Origin of the sequence: Caballeronia sp. GAFFF2, assembly GCF_023631485.1 — a bacterium.
Taxonomy (GTDB): Bacteria; Pseudomonadota; Gammaproteobacteria; order Burkholderiales; family Burkholderiaceae; genus Caballeronia.
In genome coordinates this window covers 229,516-253,913 of sequence record NZ_JALQDA010000014.1, presented here as the reverse complement: position 1 = coordinate 253,913, position 24,398 = coordinate 229,516, and the positions used below count along the sequence as shown (strand labels likewise).

Genomic DNA, 24,398 nt, shown 5'->3' with positions numbered 1-24,398 from the left:
TGTGTGTCGTTGGTTCGTGCATGTTTCAGCTATCGGCGAGCGAGCTCACGCCGCGATTGGCGAGCGCATCGGCGCGTTCGTTTTCGGGATGCCCGGCGTGCCCCTTGACCCAGCGCCATTCAATCTGATGTTGCGCGACGAGGGCATCCAGCCGCTTCCACAAATCGGCGTTCTTGACGGGCGTCTTCGCCGCCGTCATCCAGTTCTTCTTCTTCCAGCCATGAATCCATTCGCTGATGCCTTTCTGCACGTATTGCGAGTCGGTATGGATCACGGCCTGACAGGGCCGCTTCAAGGCTTCGAGCGCGGCGATCACCGCCATCAGTTCCATGCGGTTGTTGGTGGTCGCGGCTTCGCCGCCGAACAGTTCCTTTTCGAGCGAGCCGAAGCGGAGCAGGGCGCCCCAGCCGCCGGGGCCCGGATTGCCCTTGCACGCGCCGTCCGTGTAAATGTCGATGATTTTGTTCGATGCGTTCGTCGATGCGGATTCGTCAGTCATCAATGCTCGTTGCGAGTGTGCGGTGCGGCGACTGGTGCAAGGCCAGGCGCGAGCGCGGGTTTCTTCAATTTGCGCGGGCCGATGAGCCGCATGCCGCGCACGCGCTTCACCGCCGTGATCATGTACGCCGCGCCGAAGATGGGCCACCAGCGGTCGCCGGCGGGTTCCATGAATTGATAGCGTTGCAGCCACTTGTCCGTGACGAGCGGGGGACGATAGCAGCCGAAGCGTCCGCGTTCAAGGTCGAATCCAAGCAATTTGATCCAGTCTTTGATGCGCGTGAACGCGATCATCTCGTGCGCCGCCGGCACGAACGGCCGTCCCGTGACCTTGCCGAACGACTGGCGCGCGCCCCACAGACTCAAGGAGTTGAAGCCAAGGATGATGAGCTGGCCTTCAGGCACGAGCACGCGCTCGGCTTCACGCAGAAGCCTGTGCGGATCGCGCGAAAATTCGAGCGTATGCGGCAGCACGAGCAAATCGACGCTCTGCGCTTCGAAAGGCAAGTCGAGCAAATCGCACCAGACCGTGGCGCGGCCTTCCGGCGCGCTCGCGGCAGGCAACGGACTCACGCTGCGCGAGGCCGCTTGCGGCATCGTGTAGGGCGCGCTCGCGCCGCTTTCCGCGTCGAGCACGAGCCCGCGGCCGGTCATGCGATTTTCGCGCAGCGCGTCGAGTTGCGGCATGCCAAGCTGAAGCGCGTGATAGCCGAAGATGTCGGATACCACGCGATCGAGCTGCGCTTGTTCCCACTCGAGCACATAACGTCCGGGTGCGGAGCTTGTCCAGGCGGGCCAGTCTATAATCACTCGGTCTGACATGTTGGGGTTGCCGCTAGATGATCGCTATGGATTCGCATGCTAAGGGTTCGCTCGAATACGTTCCGGTTCCGGCGTTCGAGGACAACTACATCTGGCTCGTGTCGGACTCGCGCGACGCGGTCGTGATCGATCCGGGCGACGCCGCGCCCGTCGAGGCGTATCTCGCCGAACGCGGTTGGCGGCTGACCGCTATTTTACTCACGCACCATCATCAAGACCACGTCGGCGGCGTCAAAGCACTGCTCGATAGCCGAACGGCAGAGGGTGGCGTGCCGGTCTACGGACCGGCCGGCGAGCGCATCGAACATTTGACTGCGCGCTTATCAGAAGGCGATATCGTGCGCGTGGACCAGCCTGCCCTGGAGTTTCGCGTCCTCGATGTACCTGGCCATACGGCCGGTCACATCGCGTACTTTCAGGCACATGACCCGCGCGGCACACCGCATCTCTTTTGCGGCGACACGCTTTTTGCAAGCGGCTGTGGCCGGCTTTTCGAGGGCACGCCGCAGCAGATGCTCGCCTCGCTCGATTCGCTCGCCTCGCTGCCTGACGATACGCTAGTGCACTGCGCCCACGAATACACGCTTTCGAACATCCGCTTTGCGCGCGCATGCGAACCGGATAACGCGGCGCTTGCGCGTTGGAACGATGACGCCGTCGCATTGCGAGCGGCCGGCAAGCCCACGCTGCCAACGACCATCGGCCACGAGAAGTGCGTCAACCCCTTTCTGCGCGTGGACGACAAGGCCATTCAGGCAACAATTTCCACTCAGTTCGGACAGCCGATTTCCGACCGCCTCGACGCATTTCGCGTGATGCGCGGCTGGAAAGATAAGTTCCGCTGATGTCTCATAATTAGGGCGAACTTAATCCGAAACTTTGGAAACGCCGATAGATGCAGGATTTTGCAGGGGAATTACGTGCATTCTTATTGACGTTGCAAGTGCGGTTCCGTACCATCGGCTTCAAATTTCCAAGCGTCTTCTTTGGAAGCCGGAACGTTCATGCGACTAACACTTAGTGCGCTATCCGTCCTGACACTGGCCGCGTGTGCCAGTCAAGGTCCGACAGCGCTCACCTCCAATACCACAGCAACACCCACCGAAGCCTCGCAGCAAAAGGTCGCGGACACCATTCGCCGCACTGCCGCAGCCAAGGAAACCATTGACGTCGACAAGACGCCTGTCACTTCGCTCGTCGGGTCGTCGGACCTGTGGAACCGCATTCGCGCGGGCTTCCAGATTCCTGATCTGCAAACCGATCTGGTCGACATGCAGGTCAACTGGTACGCGCAGCGCCCAGAGTATGTGGAGCGCATGACTGCGCGCTCGCAGAAGTACCTGTATCACATCGTCGAAGAACTCGAAGCACGTCATATGCCGACGGAACTGGCGCTTCTGCCGTTCATCGAGTCGGCGTATAACCCACAGGCGCTGTCGGTCGCGAAGGCCGCTGGCATGTGGCAGTTCGTGCCGGGCACTGGCCGCGACTACAACCTCAAGCAAAACATGTGGCAGGACGAGCGCCGTGACGTGCTGGCATCGACCAGCGCCGCGCTCGACTATCTCTCGCGTTTGCATGATATGTTCGGCGACTGGCATCTCGCGCTCGCCGCATACAACTGGGGTGAGGGCAATGTGCAGCGCGCCATCGCGCGCAACGAAGCCGCAGGTTTACCGACGGACTACGAAAGCCTGCGCATGCCCAACGAAACGCGCAATTACGTGCCAAAATTGCAGGCGGTCAAGAATATCGTCAGCAACCCGCAGCAATATGGCCTTGCGCTGCCCGACATTCCGAATCACCCGTATTTCGTGACGGTCACGACCGCGCGCGACATCGACGTGACCATGGCCGCGAAGTTGGCCAGCATGAGTGTCGAGGAATTCCGCTCGCTGAATCCGTCGTTCTCGAAGCCGGTCATTCTCGGCGCGACCAATCCGCAGATCTTGCTGCCGTTCGACAACGCAGCGACGTTCCAGCGCAATCTGAGTTCGTACACGGGCGCGCTGTCGTCCTGGACGACCTACACGGTGTCCGAGCGTGCGCGTCCGGCCGCTATTGCCGAGAAGATCGGCGTGGATGCGGACACGCTCATGTCGGTGAACCATATTCCGGCTGGCATGCGTCTGAAGCCGGGCTCGACCATCGTCGTGCCGCGTAATGATGACGACGACGAGGACATCAGCGCCGATGTCGCCTCGAACGCCATGCTTGCCGTCGAACGCGACGTGCCCGACACGCGCAAGATGGCCATCCGCGTGCGCCGCAAACAGTCCATCGAGACGCTGGCGGATCGCTACAACGTCTCGGTCGGACAGATCAGGGCCTGGAACCGCACGCATCGCGAAGTCTTCATGCCGGGGCAAGTCGTTGTTCTGCATGTGCCGTATGGCAAGGCAGTGCCGGCCGAGCCGGGTCCGGTTCGTCTGGAAACCGTTTCGGCGTCGAGCCGTTCGTCGGGCGGCGTGACGAAGATCGGTACGCGCGCTCCGGTTGCCAAGAGCGCATCGGCGAAGGCCACGACGCATTCGGCGACGAAATACACGAAGGTTTCGAGTTCCAGCAAGTCCTACACAGCGAAGCCGGCCGTCGCCAAAACAGCCACACCCGCCAAACGCGCTACCACGAAGAAGACCACGAAACACTAAGTATCGCGCTTCTCGGTTTATTCCACGCCGTCACCAAGGTGACGGCGTTTTCTTTTGGTGCGCCAGTTAAACTGGCATTCAAAACAACAATGAAGCGCTCGCATCGCATGTCGTCCTCAGTTCGTCTTCGCGTTTTTTTCTTGTTCGCCGCCGGCTATTTCGTCTCGTACTTATTCCGGGGCGTGAATCTCGGCTTCGCGCCGCTGATCACGCACGACCTCGGTTTGTCGGCGGCAGACCTGGGTCTGCTGACTTCGCTTTACTTCATAGGCTTTGCGCTCGCGCAGATCCCGGTCGGCGTGCTGCTCGATCACTTCGGGCCGCGCACGGTGACGGCCGGCATGCTGGTTTTCGCGGCGGTTGGAATCTGGGTTTTCGGGGCGTCGCAAGAATTGGCCGGGCTGATGGTGGGGCGGCTTTTGATCGGCGTCGGTGTTTCGGTCTGTCTGAGCGCAGCGTTCAAGGCGTCGGCGCAGCATTTCCCTGTCGCGCGACTGCCGCTCGTCAATGGCTTCACGATGGCCGTTGGCGGTCTCGGCGGCGTCGCGGTCGGCTCGCCGCTCGCATCGCTTCTGCAGGTTGCCAACTGGCGGCAAGTTTGCGTCGGACTCGGCGTGTTCACGCTGATCGTGTCCGCGGCCATCCTGCTGTTTGCACCGCGCAAGAGCGACGCGCGCCATCAGGCCGACATCGTCACGCAGTTCAAAGGCACCTGGCACATCTTGAAGAGCGGCGCGTTCTGGAAGATCGCGTCGTTTTCCGTCGTCACGCAGGGCGTGTTTTACGCGATGCAATCCCTGTGGATCAAGCCCTATCTCCTCGACGTGATGGACCTCACGCCTGCCCACGCCTCCGCGCTCGTCTCGGTGCTCGGCCTCGCGATGATGTTCGGCAGCGTCGGCTTCGGCGCGGCGGCGCGCGGTATCGAGCGGCGCGGCATATCGGTATATGCGTTCTGCGGCGGCGGCATGGTGTTGTTCGTCATCACGCAAATCCTCATGGTGCTGCGCGCGCCGCTGCCGCCGGCGGTGCTGCTCGCGGCGTACGGCATTTTCGGCGGCACGGGCATTCTGAGTTACGCGATCGTGGCGGAGTACTTCCCGTCGCACATGATTGGCCGCACCAATACGACTCTCACGCTCGTCATTTTCTTGCTCATCTTTGGTTTTCAGGTCGGGGTCGGCGCCGCGCTGTCGTTTTGGCCGTCCGTGGGCGGGCGCTATCCCGTGTCGGCGCATCTCACCGTTTGGATTTCGCTCATCGCGCTGCAGGTGGCAAGCGCCGTCTGGTATGCGTGGCCGAGCGCCGCGCTCGATAAGGGCAAGCAGGCCGTGCACTGAAGTCGGGCGCGCCGCGTCGTGCGAAAGGCGCGTGGCAACAAGCAGACCATTCCCAGATTTGGCTAAAAGACCGCATTCAAGCTATAATTCGAAGGTTTGAGCATATCAACCCGCACCCTAGCGCCTACCCCCATTCACCGTCGTTCGCTGCGCCTTGCAGTGCGCGCCGCACGCCGCCGATCGCCTGCTTCGTTATCCCGTTGGGTCCACCCAGCGCGTTGATCCAAGCCGCGACGCGCGGCTGACGAGCCGCCGCTGACAAAAGCGCAAAGGATATCCCCGTTCATCGCAATGAACGCCGGGAACCAAGCCTGAATTTCGGACAGACAGGTCGGTAACAGGGTGTCCCCCAAGGAGCCTTCCGTGTTGCCGTCATTCTCCCCAGCACTACTCGCACTTGCCGACGGCACGGTCTTTCGTGGTCAATCGATCGGTGCAACCGGCTCGACGATCGGCGAAGTCGTATTCAACACCGCCATCACCGGTTATCAGGAAATCCTGACCGATCCGAGCTACGCCCGCCAGATCGTCACGCTGACCTATCCGCACATCGGCAACGTCGGCGTGAACGCCGAAGATGTCGAAGCCACCAAAGTCCATGCCGCCGGTCTCATCATTCGCGACCTGCCGGTGCTCGCATCCAACTTCCGTTCCGAGCAGTCGCTTTCCGACTATTTGAAGGCGCAAGGCGTCGTCGCGATTTCGGACATCGACACGCGCAAGCTCACGCGAATTCTGCGCGACAAAGGTGCGCAGAACGGCTGCATTCTCGCGGGCAGCGACGACGAAGCAAAGGCGCTCGAACTCGCGCGCTCGTTTCCCGGCCTCGCGGGCATGGATCTGGCAAAAGTCGTGTCGACCGACAAGCCCTATGACTGGACGCAGACCGAATGGCGCCTCGGCAGCGGCTACGGCACGCAGGAAGCCCCGAAGTTTCGCGTCGTCGCGTTCGATTACGGCGTGAAGTACAACATTCTGCGCATGCTCGCCGAGCGCGGTTGCCAGGTCACCGTGCTGCCGGCGCAAGCGAGCGCGGCTGACGCACTCGCGCTCAATCCGGATGGCGTCTTCCTCTCGAACGGCCCCGGCGACCCGGAACCGTGCGACTACGCCATCGCGGCCACGCGTGAATTCATCGCGCGCGGCATTCCGACCTTCGGCATCTGTCTAGGACACCAGATCATGGGCCTCGCGGTCGGCGCGAAAACCATGAAGATGAAGACCGGCCACCACGGCGCGAATCATCCGGTGAAAGACCTGGAAGACGGCCGCGTGGTCATCACGTCGCAGAACCACGGTTTCGCGGTCGATGCCGACACGCTGCCCGCCAACGCAAAGGTCACGCACGTATCGCTTTTCGACGGCACGCTGCAGGGCTTCGCGCTCACCGACAAGCCCGCGTTCTGCTTCCAGGGTCATCCGGAAGCGTCGCCCGGCCCGCACGACATTGCATATCTGTTCGACCGCTTCATCAAGCTGATGGAGACGCAGAAAGTCACTGCCTGACAGTCGAGAGCACAGAACGGAACACCGCAACACAAAACATCGAGAGCAGTTATGCCGAAGCGCACAGACATCAAGAGCATCCTCATCATCGGCGCGGGTCCGATCATCATCGGCCAGGCGTGCGAGTTCGATTATTCGGGCGCGCAGGCTTGCAAGGCGTTGCGTGAGGAAGGCTACAAGGTCATCCTCGTCAACAGCAATCCCGCGACGATCATGACCGACCCGAACACGGCCGACGTCACTTACATCGAGCCGATCTCGTGGGAAGTGGTCGAGCGCATCATCGCGAAGGAGCGGCCGGACGCGATCTTGCCGACCATGGGCGGACAGACCGCGCTCAACTGCGCGCTCGATCTGTTCCATCACGGCGTGCTGGAAAAGTACGACGTCGAGCTGATCGGCGCATCGCCGGAAGCCATCGACAAGGCCGAAGACCGCCAGAAGTTCAAGGACGCAATGACCAAGATCGGTCTCGGTTCAGCCAAGTCTGGAATCGCGCATTCCATGGAAGAAGCGCTGACCGTGCAGGCGCAAATCGCCGAGGCCACTGGCAGCGGCGGCTATCCGACCGTGATTCGCCCGTCGTTCACGCTGGGCGGTTCGGGCGGCGGCATCGCGTATAACAAGGAAGAGTTCGAGGAAATTTGCCGGCGCGGTCTCGATCTTTCGCCGACGCGCGAACTGCTGATCGAAGAATCGCTTCTCGGCTGGAAAGAGTACGAGATGGAAGTTGTCCGCGACAAGAAGGACAACTGCATCATCGTGTGTTCGATCGAAAACCTCGATCCCATGGGCGTGCATACCGGCGACTCGATCACCGTCGCGCCCGCGCAGACGCTGACCGACAAGGAGTATCAGGTTCTGCGTAACGCGTCGCTTGCCGTGTTGCGCGAAATCGGCGTCGACACAGGCGGCTCGAACGTGCAGTTCGCGATCAACCCCGACGACGGCCGCATGGTCGTGATCGAGATGAACCCGCGCGTGTCGCGCTCGTCCGCGCTGGCATCGAAGGCAACGGGCTTTCCTATCGCCAAGGTCGCGGCCAAGCTCGCGTGCGGCTATACGCTCGACGAGTTGAAGAACGAGATCACAGGCGGTCAGACGCCGGCGTCGTTCGAGCCGACCATCGACTATGTCGTGACGAAGGTACCGCGTTTCGCGTTCGAGAAATTCCGCGAGGCCGACTCGCGCCTGACCACGCAGATGAAGTCCGTCGGCGAAGTCATGGCAATGGGCCGCACGTTTCAGGAATCGTTCCAGAAGGCGCTGCGCGGTCTCGAAGTGGGCGTCGACGGTCTGGACGAAAAGACCACGAGCCGCGACGAAGCCATCCGCGAAATCGGCGAGCCGGGACCGGACCGCATCTGGTATCTCGGCGACGCGTTCCGCCTTGGTCTGACGGCTCGGGAAATCTTCGAGGAAACGTCGATCGACCCGTGGTTCCTTGCGCAGATCGAGCAGATCATCCTGAAGGAGAAGGCGCTCGAAGGCCGCACGATCGAAAGCCTTGGCAAGGACGAATTGCTGTATCTGAAGAAGAGCGGTTTTTCCGACCGGCGTCTTGCGAAGCTCACCGGTTCGAAGCAGGAAGACGTGCGCCGCCGTCGTCACGAGTTGAAGGTGCGGCCGGTTTATAAGCGCGTCGATACTTGCGCGGCCGAGTTCGCGACCAAGACGGCGTACATGTATTCGACCTACGAGGACGAGTGCGAAGCCAATCCGACCGACAAGAAGAAGATCATGGTTCTCGGCGGCGGCCCGAACCGGATCGGGCAGGGCATCGAATTCGACTATTGCTGCGTGCACGCCGCGCTCGCCATGCGCGAAGATGGTTACGAAACCATCATGGTCAACTGCAATCCTGAAACGGTTTCGACCGACTACGACACATCCGATCGTCTGTACTTCGAATCGCTGACGCTCGAAGACGTGCTCGAAATCGTCGAGCTGGAAAAGCCGGTCGGCGTGATCGTGCAGTATGGCGGCCAGACGCCGCTCAAACTCGCGCTCGACCTCGAAGCGAACGGCGTGCCGATCATCGGTACGTCGCCGGACATGATCGATGCCGCCGAGGATCGCGAGCGGTTCCAGCAATTGCTGAAAGATCTGAATCTGCGCCAGCCGCCGAATCGCACCGCGCGCGCCGAAGACGAAGCACTCAGGCTCGCAGAAGAAATCGGTTACCCGCTGGTCGTGCGTCCGTCTTATGTGCTGGGTGGCCGCGCAATGGAGATCGTCCACGAGCCGCGCGATCTCGAACGCTACATGCGCGAGGCCGTGAAGGTATCGAACGACTCGCCGGTGTTGCTCGACCGCTTCCTGAACGACGCGATCGAATGCGATGTGGACTGTATCTCCGATGGCGACGACGTCTTCATTGGCGGCGTGATGGAGCATATCGAACAGGCGGGCGTGCATTCCGGCGACTCGGCTTGCTCGCTGCCGCCTTATTCGCTGGCGCAAGACACCATCGACGAACTGAAGCGGCAAACCGCCGCCATGGCGAAGGCGCTGAACGTGGTCGGCCTGATGAACGTGCAGTTCGCCATCCAGCAAGTTCCGCAAGAAGATGGCTCGAAGAAGGATGTCATCTACGTGCTGGAAGTGAACCCGCGTGCATCGCGCACGGTGCCGTATGTGTCGAAGGCGACGGGCCTGCCGCTCGCGAAAATCGCGGCGCGCGCAATGGTCGGGCAGAAGCTCAAGCAGCAAGGCGTGACGAAGGAAGTGATTCCGCCGTACTTCAGCGTGAAGGAAGCGGTGTTCCCGTTCGTCAAGTTCCCGGCGGTCGATCCCGTGCTCGGGCCCGAGATGCGTTCGACGGGCGAGGTGATGGGCGTGGGCCGCACCTTCGGCGAAGCGCTTTTCAAGTCGCAACTCGCGGCGGGTTCGCGTCTGCCGGAATCCGGCACGGTGCTTCTGACCGTGATGGATGCCGACAAGCCGAAGGCCGTCGAAGTCGCGCGCATGCTGCACGAACTCGGCTACCCGATCGTCGCGACCAAGGGGACGGCCGCGGCCATCGCGGCGGCGGGTGTGCCCGTGAAGGTCGTGAACAAGGTGAAGGACGGGCGTCCGCATATCGTCGACATGATCAAGAACGGCGAAATCGCGCTGGTCTTTACCACCGTCGATGAAACGCGCGCGGCCATCGCCGATTCGCGTTCCATCCGTATGAGCGCGCAGGCCAACAAGGTCACGTACTACACGACGATGTCCGGCGCGCGCGCGGCGGTCGAAGGTCTGCGTTATCTGCGCGATTTGGAAGTCTATGATTTACAAGGCCTCCACGCTCGCCTAAACTAAGGCTTCGATTACCGGTCCAAGTATCACGAGCCGCGGTTAAGCGGCGTCTTCTCGTTCTGGGGAGATGCGCTTAACCGCGGTAATTTTTTTACGGCTGTTTTTGTTTGTGGATTGTCTATGAGCACGATTCCCTTGACGAAGCGCGGCGCGGAGTTGCTGCGCGACGAATTGCAACGCCTGAAGGCTGTCGAGCGTCCCGCGGTCATCAACTCGATCGCGGAAGCACGCGCGCAGGGCGATCTGTCGGAAAACGCGGAGTACGATGCCGCGAAAGAAAAGCAGGGCTTTATCGAGGGCCGCATTGCGGATCTCGAATCGAAGCTTGCCGCCGCGCAAGTGATCGACCCGAAAACGGTCGAAGCGGAAGGCCGCGTGGTGTTCGGCGCGACGGTCGAACTGGAAGATCTAGAGTCGAGTCATAAGGTGACGTATCAGATCGTCGGCGACGACGAAGCCGACATCGACCACGGTCTCATCTCCGTCAGTTCGCCCATTGCGCGCGCGCTGATCGGCAAGACGGAGGGCGACGTCGCCTCGGTGCAGGCTCCGAGCGGTGCGCGTGAGTACGAAATCATCGCTGTTCGATACGTCTGATGGAGCATCGACTCTTCCGCACGGTAACGATGATCTGGGTCGGCAGCTTGCTGACCCTCGGTCTCGTCGCCGCGCCCGTGCTCTTTTCGGTGCTCGACCGTACGTCGGCGGGATCGGTGGCGGCGCAGCTCTTTCGCATCGAGGCGTATATCGGCGTGGTCAGCGCGCTGATTCTGATCTTGATCGGCAATCGCTTCGTGAAGAGCGGCATCGTCGACTACAAGCGCGTGCGGTGGCTCGTCGCGGTCATGCTGGTGTGCGTGCTCGTCGGATACTTCGCGTTGCAGCCGTTCATGAATTCGCTGCGCATCTCGGCGCAGGAAGCGGGGATGGAACTCGCGAATTCGCCTTATGCGAAGGAGTTCGGCGTTCTGCATGGCATTTCGAGCGCGATTTATTTGATCGAATGCCTGTGCGGTATTGCGCTCGTGTGGCGTTTGCCGGGTGCGGCGCCTGTCAAGATCGTGCCGAAGGGCAAGTCCGCGAAGGTCGCGGCCAAGCGCGCGCGTAGCTGAAAATTATGCTGCGAGAGACGGCGCGGACGTTTTGATTCATCGTCCGCGCCGTTTCATCATTTGACGGCCTGATGTTGACGCTTCGAGCCAGCCTGACGCTTCTTCGCGCGCTTGACGTTGCCGCCCGCGGTGACGCGTTCGTTACCTAGCACTTTGAGCGTTTGTTTGCGGGGCTTCTTGACGGCGGGTGCATCGCGCGTGATCTTGACGGCCTTGACGATGCGCGGCGCGCGCCCCTTGGTCGAACGCTCCTCGGCAATTTCACCGGCGCTCGGCGGCATGGTGCTGCGGGTGCGGGCGGTGCGGGTCTTGGCGGGCGCGGCGCCTTCCGGTCTCCAGATCACGAGCAGCTTGCCGATATGCTGAACAGGTGCGGCATCCAGGCGATCGCAGATTTCGCCGTAGATGCCAACGCGTGCTTCACGCTCGTCACCGAACACGCGAATCTTGATGAGCTGATGCGCTTCGAGGTGCACGCCGATTTCTTTCAGCACGGCCTCGGTCAGGCCTTCGGCGCCGACGAGCACGACCGGATTGAGGGCATGAGCCTGGGAGCGCAGATCGGCGCGCTGGGCCGGGGAAAGTTTAAGAGCTGGCATGTGGAATAAGGGACTCGACTAAAATGTGGGCGGCGGGTTTGGCGTCGGCTGGGCGTTGCAGCGCTGTCGGACGCACGAAGCGCGGGCGGTATGGACACGCGGCGCCGTCATGGACCGATCAGATGAAAAGCACCTGAAGTGCTGGGCAAGCCGCCCGAATAAACAAATAGGCCGGAAACGCAAATTTCGAGCGCTTTGCAGCGCACGGGAACCGGTCCGGCCGACAAGACGCGTATTATCCGCTAAAAGCATTGCGCGATACAGCAAGAATAAGCACACGCGCAAGAGGTTAGTCCCCGGCGCGCAGCATGGGCTCAGTTTGAATGGCAAAGAACCGGTTTAATCATTCGTGGTTGCATGACCACATCAACGACCCTTACGTGAAGATGGCGCAGCGCGAGGGCTATCGCGCGCGCGCGGCGTACAAGCTCAAGGAGATCGACGAGCAGGACAAGCTCATCAAGCCAGGGCAGGTGATCGTCGACCTCGGCTCGACGCCCGGCTCGTGGAGTCAGTACGCGCGTAACAAACTCGCTCAGGGTGCGAAGCGCGATGCGCAGCGCGAAGGCGGTATAGACGGCACGATCATCGCGCTCGATCTTCTGCCGATGGACCCCATTGCCGATGTCACCTTCATTCAGGGCGACTTCCGCGAAGACGCCGTGCTTGCGCAACTCGCGGAAATCGTTGGCGAGCGTCAGGTAGACCTTGTTATTTCCGACATGGCCCCAAACCTGTCTGGCGTGGCGAGCGCGGATGCAGCGCGTATCGAACATCTTTGCGATCTGGCGCTGGAGTTCTCGCAGAACCATCTGAAACCGGACGGTGCGTTGCTGGTCAAATGTTTTCACGGCAGCGGTTACAGCCAAATCGTCGAGAAGTTCAAGCACCAGTTCAAAGTGGTGGCGCCGCGCAAGCCCAAGGCGTCTCGCGACAAATCGTCGGAGACTTTTGTACTCGGGCGGCGGCTCAAACATCCGACTGTGGAACACGAGTAAATCATTTCGGCGAAAAATAGCGATATTTTCGCCGAATATGCCGAAAAACCCCTGTCTTCCGCTATTTGCGCGGTAGATAAACCTTATGGCAGGGGTTTGCGGTCTGGATTAGAATGCTTTGGTGGCGCCGCAAGGTTTATGTAGGCGCCCGTCTATGAGTGAGGAGTGGTGCTTTGAACAACAATATGTTCTCTAAAGCGGCAGTGTGGCTCGTGATCGCACTGGTGCTGTTTACGGTGTTCAAGCAGTTCGATAAGCCCCGCGTCCAGGAAGGTGTGTCCTATTCGCAGTTCATGGACGACGCGAAGAACGGCAAGGTGAAGAATGTCACCGTTCAGGGGCGGAATCTGACGGTCACTCCGGCAGACGGCCAGAAATACCAAATCGTGTCGCCTGGCGACATCTGGATGGTCGGCGATCTGATGAAATACGGCGTTCAGGTTAGCGGCAAGGCTGACGATGAACCCAACGCGCTGGTTTCCGCGCTGTACTACCTTGGACCGACTATTCTCATCATCGGTTTCTGGTTCTACATGATGCGGCAGATGCAGGGGGGCGGCAAAGGCGGGGCCTTCTCGTTCGGCAAGTCGCGAGCGCGGCTGATCGACGAAAACAATAACGCTATCAATTTCACAGATGTCGCGGGTTGCGACGAAGCGAAAGAAGAAGTGTCCGAGCTCGTCGACTTCCTGCGCGACCCGCAGAAATTCCAGAAGCTGGGCGGCCGCATCCCGCGAGGAGTGTTGCTAGTCGGGCCTCCTGGCACGGGTAAGACGTTGCTGGCTCGCGCTATCGCGGGTGAAGCGAAGGTGCCGTTCTTCAGCATCTCGGGTTCCGACTTCGTGGAAATGTTCGTCGGCGTGGGCGCGGCTCGCGTTCGCGACATGTTCGAGCAAGCAAAGAAGCACGCGCCTTGCATCGTGTTCATCGACGAAATCGACGCGGTCGGTCGTCATCGCGGCGCCGGCATGGGCGGCGGTAACGACGAACGCGAGCAGACGCTCAATCAGATGCTCGTGGAAATGGATGGCTTCGAAGCGAATTCCGGCGTTATCGTGATCGCTGCGACGAACCGTTCCGACGTGCTCGACAAGGCGCTCCTGCGTCCGGGTCGTTTCGACCGACAGGTGTATGTCGGTCTGCCGGACATTCGCGGTCGCGAACACATCATGAAAGTGCATCTGCGCAAGGTGCCGATTGCGAACGACGTCGACGCTTCGGTCATCGCGCGGGGTACGCCGGGCTTCTCGGGTGCCGATCTCGCAAACCTCGTCAATGAAGCTGCGCTTTTTGCGGCGCGTCGCGGCAAGCGGATCGTCGAGATGCAGGACTTCGAAGACGCGAAGGACAAGATCTTCATGGGTCCGGAGCGCAAGTCGGCTGTCATGCGCGAGGAAGAACGTCGCAACACGGCTTTCCACGAATCCGGTCACGCCGTGGTAGCGAAGTTGTTGCCGCATGCCGATCCGGTGCACAAGGTTACGATCATGCCGCGCGGATGGGCATTGGGTGTCACCTGGCAATTGCCTGAACACGACCGCGTGAATTTGTATCGCGACAAGATGCTGGAAGAAATCGCGATTCTGTTTGGCGGCCGTGCAGCGGAAGAAGTGTTCCTTAATTCCATGTCCACCGGCGCGTCCAACGACTTCGAGCGCGCGACCAAGATGGCTCGCGACATGGTGACGCGCTACGGTATGTCGGACACGCTTGGCACGATGGTCTACGTCGACACCGAACCCGAAGGCATGTTCGGCAAGCTGGGCGCGAAGACGGTTTCGGAAGCCACGCTGCAAAAGGTCGATTCGGAAATCCGCCGCATCCTGGACGAGCAGTATCAGCTCGCCCGCAAGCTGCTGGAAGACAACCGCGCGCGCGTGGAAGCCATGACGAAGGCGCTGCTCGAATGGGAAACCATAGACGCAGACCAGATCACGGACATCATGGAGGATCGTCCGCCGCGTCCGCCGAAGAACCTGCCGCCGCCTTCGGGTGATACGCCTCCGGGCGGCAACAGCGGTACGGAAGTCAAGCCGGGCAGCGCAACCGCGCCGGCCTAAGCTCTTCTAGTCCGATCATGGGCCGGTGTGCATCGCACTCCGGCCCATTTTTGCTTTATGGCTCACGACGGCGCACACATCGGATCACACTTCGCGCGTGCGTTACGCCCCTTGCAGCAATCCAGCTTTTTTCCGACACGCTTGATCACTCCATCTCCCTCCCAGTTTTCAGCGCAGCCCCTGCAATGCGGTCGGTTCACGCTGACGTTCGAACGTCCGCTCGTGATGGGCATTCTCAACGTCACGCCTGACTCGTTCTCCGATGGCGGCCGCTTCCTTCCGCGCGATGCCGCTCTGGCGCGCGCCGAGCGCATGCTTGCCGACGGCGCGGACATCATCGATATTGGCGGCGAATCGACTCGTCCGGGCGCGCCGCCGGTTCCGCTGGCCGAGGAACTCGAACGCGTGGTGCCGATCGTCGAAGCGTTACGGGACTTGAACGTCCCGCTTTCGGTCGATACCTACAAGCCCGCCGTGATGCGCGCCGCGCTCGATGCAGGCGCGGACATGATCAACGACATTTGGGGTTTACGTCAGGAAAGCGCGCTCGATGCCGTTAAAGACAGTAACTGCGGCTTGTGCGTGATGCATATGCTCGGCGAACCGCGCACGATGCAACTTCGCGAGCCGGTGTACGCCGACGTCATCGCGGACGTCCGTGCGTTTTTCGCCGAACGAATCGCGGCGCTGGCGCAGGCGGGGATCGCGCTGGAGCGCGTAAGTCTCGATCCGGGCTTCGGCTTCGGCAAGACCGTCGAGCATAATTACGCGCTGCTGGCGAACCTCGCCGCGACGCTGCCCGTAGGCAAGCGGTACCCGTTGCTCGCGGGAATGTCGCGCAAGTCGATGCTCGGCGCAGTCACCGGGCGCGCGGCAAACGAACGGCTTGCGGCGAGCGTGAGCGGGGCGGTTTGCGCGGCGGAGCGCGGTGCGGCGATCATCCGCGTGCACGACGTCGCGGAAACCGTGGATGCGCTGAAAGTCTGGCGAGCCACGAGAGACGCCACGCATCACGAGAAGCATTAAAAGAATTTCGGCGAAGGCGCACGCGCCGAATCGATCAACACATGTCGCGGGCCAAGAACAGGCGCCATATGTCCGCGAGGAGGGTCAGTAACAATGGCACGTCGATATTTTGGAACTGATGGAATTCGCGGGCGCGTCGGCGAGGCGCCGATCACACCGGATTTCGTTCTCAGGCTGGGTTACGCGGCCGGCAAGGTGCTCGCGGGAGCGGACCGTTCGCCGCAAAAGGGCAACCGTCCGACGGTGCTCATCGGCAAGGACACGCGGGTTTCCGGCTACATGCTCGAAGCCGCGCTGGAGTCGGGCTTTTCCGCTGCGGGCGTCGACGTAATGCTCGCCGGCCCGATGCCCACGCCCGGCGTCGCGTATCTCACGCGCGCGCTGCGGCTTTCGGCGGGCGTGGTGATCAGCGCATCGCACAATCCGTACGACGACAACGGCATCAAATTCTTCTCCGCCGACGGCAACAAGCTGCCGGACGAAGTCGAACTGCAAATCGAAGCGCAGCTCGACCAGCCGATGGCCTGCGCGCCCTCCGAGCGTCTTGGCAAGGCGAAGCGTCTGGACGACGCGGGCGGGCGCTATATCGAGTTCTGCAAGAGCACTTTCCCGGCGAGCTTCGATCTGCGCGGCCTCAAGATCGTGCTCGATTGCGCGCACGGCGCCGCCTATGACGTCGCGCCGCACGTGTTCCACGAACTGGGCGCGGAAGTCGTGCCTATTGGCGTATCGCCGAACGGCTTCAATATCAACGATAAAGTCGGCGCCACCGCGCCCGATGCGCTCGTGCGCACGGTGCTCGAACACAAGGCGGATATCGGCATCGCGCTCGATGGCGACGCTGACCGCCTTCAAGTCGTCGATTCCACCGGCCGGCTTTTCAACGGCGATGAACTGCTCTACGTGCTGGTCAAGGACCGCATCGCGACGGACGGCAAGGTGGATGGCGCGGTCGGCACGCTGATGACCAACATGGCCGTGGAAGTGGCGCTGAAAGAGGCGGGCGTGAAGTTCGTGCGCGCGGCCGTCGGCGACCGTTACGTGCTCGAAAAGCTGCGCGAGAACGGCTGGCAACTCGGTGCGGAAGGCTCGGGCCACATTCTTTCGCTCGACCGGCATTCCACGGGCGACGGCATCGTGTCCGCGCTGCTTGTGCTCGCCGCCATCAAGCGCGGTGGCAAATCCCTCGCGGACATGCTCGACGGCGTCAGCCTGTTTCCGCAGAAACTGATCAACGTGCGCATGAGTCCGAACGCGGACTGGAAAAATAATGCGGCCATTCGCCGCGCGATCGAAGATGCCGAGCGGGCCCTCGAATCGCACGGGCGGGTACTGATTCGCGCCTCGGGAACCGAACCGGTACTGCGCGTCATGGTGGAAGCGGCGGCGCATCAGGATGCGGTTAGACACGCGGAAACGATTGCTCAAGTCGTGAAGGACGCGACTTCGTAGACGATCGCTAAAGCGTGTCACGTCTCACCAAAAGCGGACTACGGTCCGCTTTTTCTTTGGTTACAAGCCAACGCGCGTTCGACTTTCAGTGCGTAAGCGCAATGACACGCGGCGTTCATCAAACGTCACGGTACTGTCACGAAGAGTGCCTATATTTCGCCGTGTCGGTTCTCTCGCTACACGCTCACACACTCTGGAGGTCTCATGAAATTGATGCAATCCGCGCTGGCCGGCGTCATCGGCGCAATGTTCGCCGTCTCCGCATTCGCCACGGATATCACCGGCGCGGGCAGCACCTTCGCAGCTCCCATCTACACCAAGTGGGCTGACGCCTACCAAAAAACGGGCGGCGGCAAGGTGAACTATCAAGGCATCGGCTCGTCGGGCGGCGTCAAACAGATCATCGCGAAGACGGTGGATTTCGCGGGCTCGGACGCACCGCTGAAAGATGAAGAACTCACGAAGGAAGGCCTGTTCCAGTTCCCGACGGTCGTCGGCGGCGTGGTGCCGGTCATCAACGTGCCGGGCGTGAAGGCCGGTGAAGTGACGCTGTCGGGCGAAGTGCTCGGCGACATCTACCTGGGCAAGATCAAGAAGTGGAACGACCCGGCTATCGCCGCGCTGAACCCGAAGGTCAAGCTGCCGGATACCGACATCGCCGTGGTGCGCCGCGCCGACGGATCGGGCACGAGCTTCATCTGGACGAACTATCTGTCGAAAGTGAATCCCGAGTGGAAGTCGAAGGTCGGCGAAGGTTCGACGGTCAACTGGCCGACGGGCACGGGCGGCAAGGGCAACGACGGCGTTGCGGCGTTCGTGCAGCGTCTGCCGGGCGCGATCGGCTACGTGGAGTGGGCGTATGCCAAGCAGAACAAGATGACCTACGTGGGTCTCAAGAACGCGGCTGGCACGGTCGTCGAGCCGAAGACGGAAACCTTCAAGGCGGCGGCTGCCGGCGCGGACTGGTCGAAGTCGTTCTACCAGATCCTCACGAACGAGTCGGGCCAGAACGCATGGCCGATCGTCGGTGCAACGTTCGTTCTGCTGCACGCCACGCAGGACAAGGCGCCGCAAGGCACGGAAACGCTGAAGTTCTTCGACTGGGCGTTCAAGAACGGCAACCAAGCCGCGAACGATCTCGACTACATCTCGCTGCCGGATTCGGTCGTCGCCGAAATCCGCACGCAATGGAAGGCGAAGGTCAAGGACGCGTCGGGCAAGGCGGTTGCGCAGTAAGCGGTACCATGGTCTGAAACTGTCCTAAGCTCTTGAAGTCAGGACGGAAATGCAGTGCAGGCAATGCCGCGCGGCACGTCGAATGACGTGCCGCGCGCTCTGACAAGCAGCACAACCAAGGCTCCCATGTCGGACATCAACTTAGCGTCGGCGCCGCCGGCCGCGCATACCCAGCGCGCGCCGAGCCGTTTCGGCGACATCATATTCGGCGGCATCACGCGGCTCGCGGCCGTGGTGACGTTGCTTCTGCTTGGCGGCATCATCGTTTCGCTCGTCATTGCGTCGATGCCGACCATCGAAAAGTTCGGACTCAGCTTTCTCTGGCGCGCGGAGTGGGACCCACAGACCGATAGCTTCGGCGCGCTAGTGCCGATCTACGGCACCATTGCCACGTCGATCATCGCGCTCATCATCGCCGTGCCGGTGAGCTTCGGCATCGCGCTCTTCCTCACGGAACTCTCGCCAGCGTGGCTGCGCCGGCCGCTCGGTGTCGCCATCGAATTGCTCGCGGCGATTCCCTCGATCGTCTACGGCATGTGGGGTCTGCTCGTGTTCGCGCCGATCTTCGCGGAATACTTCGAAAAGCCGCTCGGCCATCTGCTCGGCGACGTGCCAGTCATCGGCATGTTCTTCAAGGGCGCGCCTATCGGCATCGGCATTCTGTGCGCGGGCGTGATCCTCGCCATCATGATCATTCCGTACATTGCCTCGGTGATGCGCGACGTCTTCGAAGTCACGCCCGTGCTTCTCAAGGAATCGGCATACGGCATCGGCTGCACGACCTGGGAAGTGATGTGGAAGATCGTGTTGCCGTACACGCGCGCCGGTGTGATCGGCGGCGTGATGCTCGGCCTCGGCCGCGCGCTCGGCGAGACCATGGCGGTGACGTTCGTGATCGGCAACACCAATCTGCTCGACAACGTGTCGCTGTTCTCGCCGGGCAACAGCATCACCTCGGCGCTCGCCAACGAATTCGCCGAAGCAAGCCCCGGCCTGCATACGTCGGCGCTGATGGAACTCGGGCTCATCCTGTTCGTGATCACGTTCGTCGTGCTCGCGTTGTCTAAGCTGATGCTGCTGCGCATGGAACGCGGGGAGGGAGTCAAGTGAGCCGTCCCGCCACCTTCAATCAGGACCCCGACCGCGTGGACGCCACGCGCAAGAAGCTGCAGAGCCGTCGACGCGGCACCAATGCGATCGCGCTGACGCTCTCGCTGGCCGCGATGGCTTTCGGCCTTCTGTGGCTCGTGTGGATTCTCTTCACGACGCTTAAGCTCGGCGTCGCTGGCCTGTCGCTCGAACTCTTCACGCAGTCGACGCCGCCGCCGAACACCGATGGCGGCGGTCTTGCCAACGCTATCGTCGGCAGTCTGATGCTCGTCATCATCGCCACGTTCATCGGCACGCCGCTCGGCATTCTGGCGGGCGTCTATCTCGCGGAATATGGCCAGAAGCGTTGGCTCGCGAGCGTCACGCGCTTCATCAACGACATTCTGTTGTCGGCGCCTTCCATCGTCGTGGGCTTGTTCGTGTATGCGCTCGTCGTCGCGAAGATGGGTCGCTTCTCGGGATGGGCCGGCGTGATCGCGCTCGCCTTGCTGCAGATTCCGATCGTCATCCGCACCACTGAAAACATGCTGAAGCTCGTGCCGAACGCGCTGCGCGAAGCGGCTTTCGCGCTCGGCACGCCCAAGTGGAAGATGGTGATGTCGATCACGCTGAAGGCGTCGATTGGCGGCATCGTCACGGGCGTGTTGCTGGCGGTCGCGCGGATTGCCGGCGAAACCGCGCCGCTGCTCTTCACGTCGCTGTCGAATCAGTTTTTCTCGTGGGACATGAATCAGCCGGTGGCGAACCTTCCGGTCACGATCTACAAGTTCGCGATGAGCCCGTTCCCGCAATGGCAGACGCTCGCGTGGGCCGGTGTGTTCCTTATTACGCTCGGCGTGCTGGGTTTGAATATCCTCGCGCGCACGATTATCTCGAAGAAATAAAGGCGGAGTGATTCCATGAACATGGTCGAAAGTGGTGTCAACCACCTTGATTCGAAAGCGGATGCAGCACCCGTCGAGCGTGGTCCCGTTCCTGGCAGCGTGCGTCCGAAGCACGGCTCGCAAGCCGCCGATTCGATCAAGCCGAAGATCGAAGTGAAGAACCTCAACTTCTTCTACAACAAGTATCACGCGCTGAAGAATATCAACCTGCGCATTCCCGAGAAGAAGGTGACGGCGTTCATCGGACCTTCGGGCTGCGGCAAGTCCACGCTCCTGCGCACCTTTAACAAAATGTACGCGCTTTATCCCGAGCAGCGCGGCGAAGGCGAGATTCTGATGGACGGCGTCAACCTGCTCGACACGACGCGCGACATCTCGCTTTTACGCGCGCGCGTGGGCATGGTGTTCCAGAAGCCCACGCCGTTTCCCATGTCGATCTACGACAACATCGCGTTCGGCGTGAAGATGTTCGAACAACTGTCGCGCTCGGAGATGGATGACCGCGTCGAATGGGCGCTGACCAAGGCCGCGCTCTGGAACGAAGTGAAGGACAAGCTGCAGCAAAGCGGCTACGGATTGTCGGGCGGCCAGCAGCAGCGCCTTTGCATTGCGCGCGGCATCGCCATTCGTCCGGAAGTGCTGTTGCTCGACGAGCCCTGCTCGGCGCTCGACCCGATTTCCACGGGCCGTATCGAGGAACTGATCGCGGAACTGAAAAGTGACTATACGGTTGTGATCGTCACGCACAACATGCAGCAGGCAGCCCGTTGCTCGGACTACACTGCATACATGTACCTTGGCGAGCTGATCGAATTCGGCGATACGGAGAAGATCTTCATCAAGCCCACGCGCAAGGAAACGGAAGACTACATCACGGGCCGTTTCGGCTGATCCGGCCAGATCAGGCGAACTGAAACATAAAAGGACTTAAGGAGCACATATGTCCGATAAACATCTGTCGAGCCAGTTCGACGCCGATCTCAACGCGGTGTCGTCGAAAGTGCTGCAAATGGGCGGTCTCGTGGAGTCGCAGATCATCGCGGCCATGCAGGCACTCAACGAATTCGACATGGCGATCGCCGATCAGGTGATTGCCGCCGAAGTGCGTCTGAACACGATGGAAGTCGAGATCGACGAAGAGTGCAGCAACATCATCGCGCGCCGCCAGCCGGCCGCGCGCGACCTGCGTCTGCTCATGGCGATCTCGAAGACCATCACGAACCTCGAACGCGCCGGCGACGAAGCTGAAAAGATCGCGAAGCGCGTGAAACGCATCAACGAAGACGGCGCGGGCCGCGCGGTGAATATCGCGGAGATCAAGCTCTCGGGCGAGATGGCCGTGTCCATTCTGCGCCGCGCGCTCGACGCGTTCGCGCGTCTGGACACCGTGGCCGCCGCGCAGATCGTGCGCGACGACAAAGCCATCGACGACGAATTCCGCGCCTTCGTGCGCAAGCTCGTCACCTACATGATGGAAGACCCGCGCACCATTTCCGCCGGCCTCGACTATCTGTTCATTGCGAAGGCGGTGGAGCGTATCGGCGATCACGCGAAGAACATCGCCGAGTTCATCATCTACATCGTGAAGGGTACGGACGTGCGGCATATCTCGCGCGACCAGCTCGAACGCGAAGCGCTCAGTTAATCTTCTCTCAAAGCAAAAGGTCAAGAGGTGCCGATGCCCAGCAGTATCCTCGTCATCGAAGACGAACCCGCGATCTCCGAACTGATCTCGGTGAATTTGCAACACGCGGGACATTGCCCGATTCGCGCGTATAACGCTGAGCAGGCGCAAAACCTGATCAGCGACGTGCTGCCCGATCTCGTGCTGCTCGACTGGATGCTGCCCGGCAAGTCCGGCATTGCGTTCGCGCGCGACTTGCGCAACAACGAGCGCACGAAGCATATTCCGATCATTATGCTGACCGCGCGCGGCGACGAGCAGGACAAGGTTCTCGGGCTCGAGATCGGCGCGGACGACTACGTCACCAAGCCGTTTTCGCCGAAAGAACTGATGGCGCGCATCAAGGCGGTGTTGCGCCGGCGTGCCCCGCAGCTGACGGAAGATGTGGTTGCCATCAATGGTTTGCGGCTCGATCCGGCGACGCATCGCGTGGCGGCGAGCCATTCCGGCAACGACATCAAGCTCGATCTCGGCCCGACCGAATTCCGCTTGCTGCATTTTTTCATGACGCATCCGGAGCGCGTGCATAGCCGCACGCAGTTGCTGGATCAGGTGTGGGGCGATCACGTATTCGTCGAAGAGCGCACGGTCGATGTCCACATCAAGCGCCTGCGCGCCGCGCTCAAGCCCGCGGGCTGCGATGCTATGATCGAAACGGTGCGCGGCAGCGGATATCGGCTCGCGAAGAGCGCCTGATAAGCGTGCTCTAGTCTCTGCCGCATGTTTATGACGAACCGCGCGTTCGTCGCTTGGACTCGCCGACAACATGAATATCATCTGGACGCGGTCAGTCGTGTCCCTCGTACTGCTCGCCGCGCTGTGTGCGGCGATCGGCGCGTTTGCCGGCGTGCGCGTGGCGCTGGCTGTCGCCGTCGTCATGCTGGTTCTGCAGGGCTTTTTCGCCACCTATCACACGCAGCGTCTCTGGCGTCTGCTCGAAGCGCCGGTGTATGGCGAAGTGCCTAGCGCGCTCGGCATCTGGGGCGAAATCTATTACCGCTTGCACAAGCTGGCGAAGCGCTGGCATGCGCAAGTGCGGCAGGTCGAGCAACAGCATTCGCGCTTCATTCAGGCGATCCAGGCTTCGCCCAATGGCGTGGCGATGCTCGACGATCACGATCAGATCGAGTGGTGCAACGCTATCGCCGAGAAGCATTTCGGGCTCGATGCCAAACGCGATCTGCGCCAGCACATCACGCATCTCGTGCGGCACCCGGACTTCATTCGCTATCTGAACTCGCATCATTACGAGGAAATGCTCGTAATGCGCGGAATGGGCGTGAACCGGCAGCACACGGTATCGGTGCAGGTATTTCCTTATGGCGATCATCGCAAGCTGATACTCACGCAGGACATCACCGAACTCGAGCGTACCGATTCGATGCGACGCGATTTCGTCGCCAATGTCTCGCATGAATTGAAGACGCCGCTGACGGTGTTATCGGGCTTTCTTGAGACCATGCGTGAGTTGCCGCTCAGCGAGGCGGACCGCATGCGTTATCTGGACATGATGGAACAGCAGGCTTCGCGCATGCAGAATATCGTGCGTGATCTTTTGGTGCTTGCGAATCTGGAAGGCGATGTGCGTCCGCCTGGCGACGAGTTGCTGGATATGCGCGCGGTGATGCGGCATCTCGAAGACGACGCGGTGAATCTTTCTGGCGGGCGTCACCGGATTGCCTTTCATATCGATGATTCGTTGACTATCGCAGGCGCGGAGACCGAGGTCGTCAGTGCGCTGGGGAATCTCGTTACCAATGCGGTGCGTTATACGCCGGATGGCGGGGCGATTGAAGTCTCTTGGCAACGTGTGGCGGATCGGGCGGTTTTCACGGTGCGTGATAGCGGGTATGGGATTCCCGCAGAGCATATTCCGCGGCTTACCGAGCGGTTTTATCGCGTGGATCGGAGTCGGTCGCGGGATACGGGTGGCACCGGGCTCGGGCTTGCTATCGTCAAGCATGTGCTGCAGCGGCATCATGCGGAGCTCGATGTCAAAAGTGAAGTCGGGAAGGGGAGTACGTTTGTTGTTCGGTTTCCTTCTTCAAGGACTGCTTTGAGGAAGTCTTTGGCGGCTTAGGGGTTTTTGTTTAGCTTCCTGGGAAGTTGAGCCGTTG

The 24,398-nt window shown here is 61.1% G+C and carries 21 protein-coding genes; 18 read left to right on the top strand and 3 right to left on the bottom strand.

Annotation, left to right across the window (positions count from 1 at the left end):
* Positions 1 to 25 precede the first annotated feature (25 nt).
* The gene (rnhA, locus tag NCT04_RS10165; RefSeq protein WP_244825767.1) at positions 26 to 499 is read right to left on the bottom strand and encodes a ribonuclease HI; all 474 of its coding nucleotides are present in this window, start codon (positions 497 to 499) and stop codon (positions 26 to 28) included.
* Positions 499 to 1,320 (bottom strand): class I SAM-dependent methyltransferase, encoded by an 822-nt coding sequence (locus tag NCT04_RS10160; protein ID WP_244825765.1) that lies wholly within the window; start codon positions 1,318 to 1,320, stop codon positions 499 to 501. Before NCT04_RS10160 ends, rnhA begins: the two co-directional genes overlap by 1 nt.
* A gap of 17 nt (positions 1,321 to 1,337) precedes the next feature.
* On the opposite strand from NCT04_RS10160, the gene gloB reads away from it, so the two are divergent.
* The 7 genes from gloB (at position 1,338) to NCT04_RS10125 (ending at position 11,232) form a co-directional block, all read left to right on the top strand.
* Positions 1,338 to 2,165 carry a hydroxyacylglutathione hydrolase gene (gene gloB, locus NCT04_RS10155; protein WP_250465246.1) on the top strand — a complete coding sequence of 276 codons (828 nt, stop codon included), beginning with the start codon at positions 1,338 to 1,340 and terminating at the stop codon, positions 2,163 to 2,165.
* 159 nt (positions 2,166 to 2,324) lie between these two features.
* Positions 2,325 to 3,971, top strand: a complete 1,647-nt coding sequence (locus tag NCT04_RS10150; protein WP_250465245.1) for a transglycosylase SLT domain-containing protein — start codon at positions 2,325 to 2,327, stop codon at positions 3,969 to 3,971.
* Positions 3,972 to 4,060: 89 nt separating this feature from the next.
* Positions 4,061 to 5,311 (top strand): MFS transporter, encoded by a 1,251-nt coding sequence (locus NCT04_RS10145; protein WP_502800364.1) that lies wholly within the window; start codon positions 4,061 to 4,063, stop codon positions 5,309 to 5,311.
* 363 nt (positions 5,312 to 5,674) lie between these two features.
* Positions 5,675 to 6,817: a glutamine-hydrolyzing carbamoyl-phosphate synthase small subunit gene (carA, locus tag NCT04_RS10140; RefSeq protein ID WP_250465243.1), complete on the top strand. Its 1,143-nt coding sequence runs from the start codon at positions 5,675 to 5,677 to the stop codon at positions 6,815 to 6,817.
* Positions 6,818 to 6,868: 51 nt separating this feature from the next.
* Complete coding sequence (carB, locus tag NCT04_RS10135; protein ID WP_250465242.1) at positions 6,869 to 10,123, top strand: carbamoyl-phosphate synthase large subunit; 3,255 nt, start codon at positions 6,869 to 6,871, stop codon at positions 10,121 to 10,123.
* A 117-nt stretch (positions 10,124 to 10,240) separates the two neighbouring features.
* Positions 10,241 to 10,717, top strand: coding sequence for a transcription elongation factor GreA (gene greA, locus NCT04_RS10130; RefSeq protein ID WP_244825754.1), 477 nt, complete (start codon positions 10,241 to 10,243; stop codon positions 10,715 to 10,717).
* Positions 10,717 to 11,232 (top strand): DUF4149 domain-containing protein, encoded by a 516-nt coding sequence (locus tag NCT04_RS10125; RefSeq protein WP_244825752.1) that lies wholly within the window; start codon positions 10,717 to 10,719, stop codon positions 11,230 to 11,232. The genes greA and NCT04_RS10125 overlap by 1 nt, the downstream gene beginning before the upstream one ends.
* A 56-nt stretch (positions 11,233 to 11,288) precedes the next feature.
* Here the strand turns inward: NCT04_RS10125 and NCT04_RS10120 are convergent, their stop codons facing one another.
* The gene (locus NCT04_RS10120) at positions 11,289 to 11,831 is read right to left on the bottom strand and encodes a YhbY family RNA-binding protein (RefSeq protein WP_250465241.1); all 543 of its coding nucleotides are present in this window, start codon (positions 11,829 to 11,831) and stop codon (positions 11,289 to 11,291) included.
* 323 nt (positions 11,832 to 12,154) lie between these two features.
* On the opposite strand from NCT04_RS10120, the gene NCT04_RS10115 reads away from it, so the two are divergent.
* From NCT04_RS10115 to phoR, 11 genes are all read left to right on the top strand, one after another.
* Positions 12,155 to 12,829: an RlmE family RNA methyltransferase gene (locus tag NCT04_RS10115; protein ID WP_244825748.1), complete on the top strand. Its 675-nt coding sequence runs from the start codon at positions 12,155 to 12,157 to the stop codon at positions 12,827 to 12,829.
* 173 nt (positions 12,830 to 13,002) lie between these two features.
* The gene (gene ftsH, locus NCT04_RS10110) at positions 13,003 to 14,889 is read left to right on the top strand and encodes an ATP-dependent zinc metalloprotease FtsH (RefSeq protein WP_244825747.1); all 1,887 of its coding nucleotides are present in this window, start codon (positions 13,003 to 13,005) and stop codon (positions 14,887 to 14,889) included.
* A gap of 225 nt (positions 14,890 to 15,114) precedes the next feature.
* Positions 15,115 to 15,915: a dihydropteroate synthase gene (gene folP / locus NCT04_RS10105; RefSeq protein ID WP_250465307.1), complete on the top strand. Its 801-nt coding sequence runs from the start codon at positions 15,115 to 15,117 to the stop codon at positions 15,913 to 15,915.
* Positions 15,916 to 16,008: 93 nt separating this feature from the next.
* On the top strand, positions 16,009 to 17,367 hold the full coding sequence (gene glmM, locus NCT04_RS10100) for a phosphoglucosamine mutase (protein ID WP_244825746.1): 1,359 nt from the start codon (positions 16,009 to 16,011) through the stop codon (positions 17,365 to 17,367).
* 204 nt (positions 17,368 to 17,571) lie between these two features.
* Complete coding sequence (pstS, locus tag NCT04_RS10095) at positions 17,572 to 18,603, top strand: phosphate ABC transporter substrate-binding protein PstS (protein WP_244825745.1); 1,032 nt, start codon at positions 17,572 to 17,574, stop codon at positions 18,601 to 18,603.
* A gap of 126 nt (positions 18,604 to 18,729) precedes the next feature.
* A complete protein-coding gene (gene pstC, locus NCT04_RS10090) occupies positions 18,730 to 19,713 on the top strand; it encodes a phosphate ABC transporter permease PstC (protein ID WP_244825744.1) in 984 nt (327 codons plus the stop codon).
* The gene (gene pstA, locus NCT04_RS10085) at positions 19,710 to 20,597 is read left to right on the top strand and encodes a phosphate ABC transporter permease PstA (RefSeq protein WP_244825742.1); all 888 of its coding nucleotides are present in this window, start codon (positions 19,710 to 19,712) and stop codon (positions 20,595 to 20,597) included. Before pstC ends, pstA begins: the two co-directional genes overlap by 4 nt.
* Before the next feature lie 15 nt (positions 20,598 to 20,612).
* Positions 20,613 to 21,488, top strand: coding sequence for a phosphate ABC transporter ATP-binding protein PstB (pstB, locus tag NCT04_RS10080; protein ID WP_370652025.1), 876 nt, complete (start codon positions 20,613 to 20,615; stop codon positions 21,486 to 21,488).
* Positions 21,489 to 21,537: 49 nt separating this feature from the next.
* Positions 21,538 to 22,242: a phosphate signaling complex protein PhoU gene (gene phoU / locus NCT04_RS10075; RefSeq protein WP_244825740.1), complete on the top strand. Its 705-nt coding sequence runs from the start codon at positions 21,538 to 21,540 to the stop codon at positions 22,240 to 22,242.
* 33 nt (positions 22,243 to 22,275) lie between these two features.
* Positions 22,276 to 22,977 carry a phosphate regulon transcriptional regulator PhoB gene (gene phoB, locus NCT04_RS10070; protein ID WP_244825738.1) on the top strand — a complete coding sequence of 234 codons (702 nt, stop codon included), beginning with the start codon at positions 22,276 to 22,278 and terminating at the stop codon, positions 22,975 to 22,977.
* A 70-nt stretch (positions 22,978 to 23,047) separates the two neighbouring features.
* A complete protein-coding gene (gene phoR, locus NCT04_RS10065; RefSeq protein WP_244825736.1) occupies positions 23,048 to 24,361 on the top strand; it encodes a phosphate regulon sensor histidine kinase PhoR in 1,314 nt (437 codons plus the stop codon).
* Positions 24,362 to 24,398 lie beyond the last annotated feature (37 nt).